This is a genomic window from Streptomyces huiliensis, from assembly GCF_020037025.1.
Lineage (GTDB): Bacteria > Actinomycetota > Actinomycetes > Streptomycetales > Streptomycetaceae > Streptomyces > Streptomyces huiliensis.
Genome location: NZ_JAIQLH010000390.1, coordinates 1 through 3,363 on the forward strand (window position 1 = coordinate 1; position 3,363 = coordinate 3,363).

The following is a 3,363-nucleotide window of genomic DNA, read 5'->3' on the forward strand; positions in this document are numbered from 1 at the left end:
ACCGGCCGAGCAGGTACCGCCCGTGCTGCCGCTCCTCCGCCACCTCCAGTCGCCCGTGCGCCTCGAACACCTCCCGTTCCGCCCAGGAGCGCAGGTCCTGGAGGGCGCCGTCGTCGGTGAGCTCGGCGCCGGCGGCGAAGGCGCCGTAGAAGGCGTCCCGGTCGCCGTCGCGCATGGCGACGACGAGCGCGCGGACGACCGGCTCGCTGAGTTCCTCGGGGGGCGGGGCGGCGGTCACGGCGGCCTCCTGCGCGTCGGGTCCCGGTGGCGCGTGGCGCGGGCCCGTACGGCGCCCGGCACACGCCTTCGACTGTAGGCCGGGGTCCCGAGGGGCGCGCGTTCGCCGCTCAAACGGGCGCCCCGGCGGATGCGGCGAACCCGCCCCTGCCCCGTGTTCGCGCCGCTACCGTAAGTGCGCGGGGTGGGCAGGAGAAGGCCGGGAGGTCGAGGGGCATGGAGCAGATGCGCACGGGCGGGGGAGAGAACCGGGGCGGTGGCCCGACGCCCGCCGAGCACGTCGCCGAACTGCTCGCACGCGCGCAGAACGGGTTCGAGATCGGCGAAGCGCTGCTGGACCGGCTGCGCACCGCGCTGATGCACCAGGCGGAGCTCCGCTCGTACCGGCAGCGCAACGACGGCGACCGCCCGCTGCGGTGCAACACGTACCGGCACGTCTTCCTCCTCGCGGACGGCAGCAGCCTGCTGCTGTACGAGCTGGAGCACGACACCGGGCCGGGCGGCGACCTGCTGTACGAGCTGTACGCCCGCGAGGACGCCCTCGACGAGGCCGAGCGCCGGGTCCACGAGCGGATCGGCGGCGGCATCGGCCCCGGCGCCGAGGACGAGGAGCTGCCGGCCTGGCTGGCCGAGGAGCTGCTGCTCGCCATGGGCCCGGTCCGGCCGCGCCGCGAGTACGTCTCCGAGGCGTCCCCCGACCACGCCCGGCGGCTGCTGCGCCGCGCGGAGAACGCGGACGGGCCGGGCGAGGTGGTCGGCGAGATCCTGCGGGGCGCCCTGGGCCACCACATCGCGCTGATCACCAAGCCGCGGCGGCGTGGGCCCGGCCGGGACGCCACCTGGTGCCGGTTCTACGAGCACGCGTTCCTGCTGGAGGGCGGCGGCGAGATCTCGCTCTGGGAGCTGGAGCACAACATGACGTCCGACGGGCGGCTGGTGTGCGAGGTGTACCTGGACGAGGCGGAGGCCGAGGTGGCGGCGGACCGGCACGCACGGGCGCTGGGCGTGGAGTTATAGGCGGAGTCACGGGCGGGGGCCGGGCGGGCGGGTCGGAGGCGGCCCGCCCGGCGTCGGCGGCCAGAGGGGTGAGACGGGCGTCACAGCACGGCCCGGCCCCCGTGTGCTACTGTCGACGAAGTTGCAGTTGTGGTACCCATGAACTCGTGTGCGCCTCGGCCATGTAGCCGAAGGCGCATTTTTGTTTTGCCGGTCTATTCCGGCGTGGGGCCATCCCATTCCTAAGGAGATAGACATGGCTACTGGCACCGTGAAGTGGTTCAACTCGGAGAAGGGCTTCGGCTTCATCGAGCAGGACGGCGGCGGCCCGGACGTCTTCGCCCACTACTCGAACATCGCCTCCACGGGTTTCCGTGAGCTCCTCGAGGGCCAGAAGGTTTCCTTCGACGTCACGCAGGGCCAGAAGGGCCTGCAGGCGGAGAACATCGTCAACATCTGACGCACGCGGCCCTAGGCCGCACTCCGCGCGGCGCGTCCCGCCACACCGCTGGACGCGCCCCGCATGAGGCATCACGCAATGGGGCCCGCACCACATCTGGGTGCGGGCCCCATTGTGCCCCCCGCACCAAGCGCGCCCAGCCTCACTCCGGACACGGAACGTGGGAGCCCGCATCGGGCGTGCCACCCCTTTGAGGGAAGGTTCCCCGCATGACCCGCTCCGCCCGTCCCGCCCGCCAGCCGCGCCCCCGCGGCGGCCAGCAGCCGTCCCGCCGCAGGCCGGCGCCGGTCGCCGCCGCCCCGGCGGAGTTCGAGACCCCGGTGAGCACGACGCCCTCCCTGCCGCCGGTGGAGTCCTTCGAGGACCTCGGCCTGCCCGGCGGGCTGCTGGCCACCCTGACCCGCGAGGGCGTCACCGCGCCCTTCCCGATCCAGGCCGCCACCCTCCCGAACTCGCTCGCGGGTCGCGACGTGCTCGGCCGCGGCCGTACCGGCTCCGGCAAGACGCTCGCCTTCGGACTGGCCCTGCTGGCCCGGACCGCCGGCCGGCGCGCCGAGTCCCGCCGGCCGCTCGCGCTCGTCCTCGTCCCCACCCGCGAGCTGGCCCAGCAGGTCACCGACTCGCTCGCCCCGTACGCCACGGCCGTGAACCTGCGGACGGCCACCGTGGTCGGCGGCATGTCCATCGGCCGCCAGGCCAACCAGCTCGCCCGCGGCGCCGAGGTGCTGGTGGCCACGCCGGGCCGGCTGGCCGACCTGATCCAGCGGGGCGACTGCTCGCTGGCCGACGTGACGATCACCGTCCTGGACGAGGCCGACCAGATGGCCGACATGGGCTTCCTGCCCCAGGTCACCCGGCTGCTGGAGCAGGTCGCACCGGGCGGTCAGCGGATGCTGTTCTCCGCGACGCTCGACCGCAACGTCGACCGGCTCGTCCGCCGCTTCCTCACCGACCCGGTCACCCACTCGGTGGACCCCTCGGCGGGCGCGGTCGTCACGATGGAACACCACCTGTTCCACCTCGCGGACGAGACCACGAAGAAGGACGCGGTGACCCGGATCGCCGCCCGCGAGGGCCGCGTGATCATGTTCGTGGACACCAAGCGCGGGGCCGACCGGCTGACCAAGCGGCTGCTGTCGCAGGGCGTCCGCGCGGCGGCGCTGCACGGCGGCAAGAGCCAGCCGCAGCGCAACCGGACCCTGGAGCAGTTCCGCACCGACCAGGTCACCGCGCTGATCGCGACCAACGTCGCGGCCCGAGGCATCCACATCGACGGCCTGGACCTGGTCGTCAACATCGATCCGCCCGTGGACCACAAGGACTACCTGCACCGCGGTGGCCGTACGGCCCGCGCGGGCGAGTCCGGCACGGTGGTCACCCTGGTGCTGCCGGAGCAGCGCCGCGAGATGACCCGCATGATGGCCAACGCCAAGATCTCGCCGCAGGTGTCCCGGGTGCAGCCCGCGGACGCCGAGGTCAGCCGGATCACCGGGGCGCGTGAGCCCAGCGGGGTGCCCGTGGTGATCGCCCCGCCGCCGCCTCCGCCGGCCCCGGCCCGCAAGGCGTCGTCGAACGGTTCCACGGGCTCGTCCGGTTCCTCGCGCTCCGGCCGTGGGCGCGGGCGCGGCCGCGGCCGCTCCGGCGCGGGCCCGGAGGCGGGCGCCGAGGCG

Annotated in this window: 3 protein-coding genes and 1 pseudogene; 3 read left to right on the plus strand and 1 reads right to left on the minus strand. The window is 74.2% G+C overall.

Translation table 11 applies throughout. From position 1 onward, the window contains the following. Window positions 1–238: pseudogene (locus JNW98_RS33885) on the minus strand (nuclear transport factor 2 family protein); the annotation flags it as partial. Between the two features lie 215 nt (window positions 239–453). Here JNW98_RS33885 and JNW98_RS33890 point away from each other — a divergent pair. The 3 genes from JNW98_RS33890 to JNW98_RS33900 form a co-directional block, all read left to right on the plus strand. Next, window positions 454–1,254 (plus strand): DUF6227 family protein, encoded by an 801-nt coding sequence (locus JNW98_RS33890; RefSeq protein ID WP_223772129.1) that lies wholly within the window; start codon window positions 454–456, stop codon window positions 1,252–1,254. Between the two features lie 235 nt (window positions 1,255–1,489). Further along, entirely contained in the window at window positions 1,490–1,693 is a 204-nt protein-coding gene (locus tag JNW98_RS33895; protein ID WP_223772130.1) for a cold-shock protein, read from the plus strand. 209 nt (window positions 1,694–1,902) lie between these two features. Next, window positions 1,903–3,363: DEAD/DEAH box helicase (locus JNW98_RS33900; RefSeq protein ID WP_223772131.1), on the plus strand; the 1,461-nt coding region annotated here is incomplete at its 3' end.

What these genes read in the sequence shown, in the direction of transcription:
- JNW98_RS33890 (WP_223772129.1), top strand. Translation starts at nt 454, where the DNA reads ATGGAGCAGATGCGCACGGGCGGGGGAGAGAACCGGGGCGGTGGCCCG.
- JNW98_RS33895 (WP_223772130.1), top strand. Translation starts at nt 1,490, where the DNA reads ATGGCTACTGGCACCGTGAAGTGGTTCAACTCGGAGAAGGGCTTCGGC.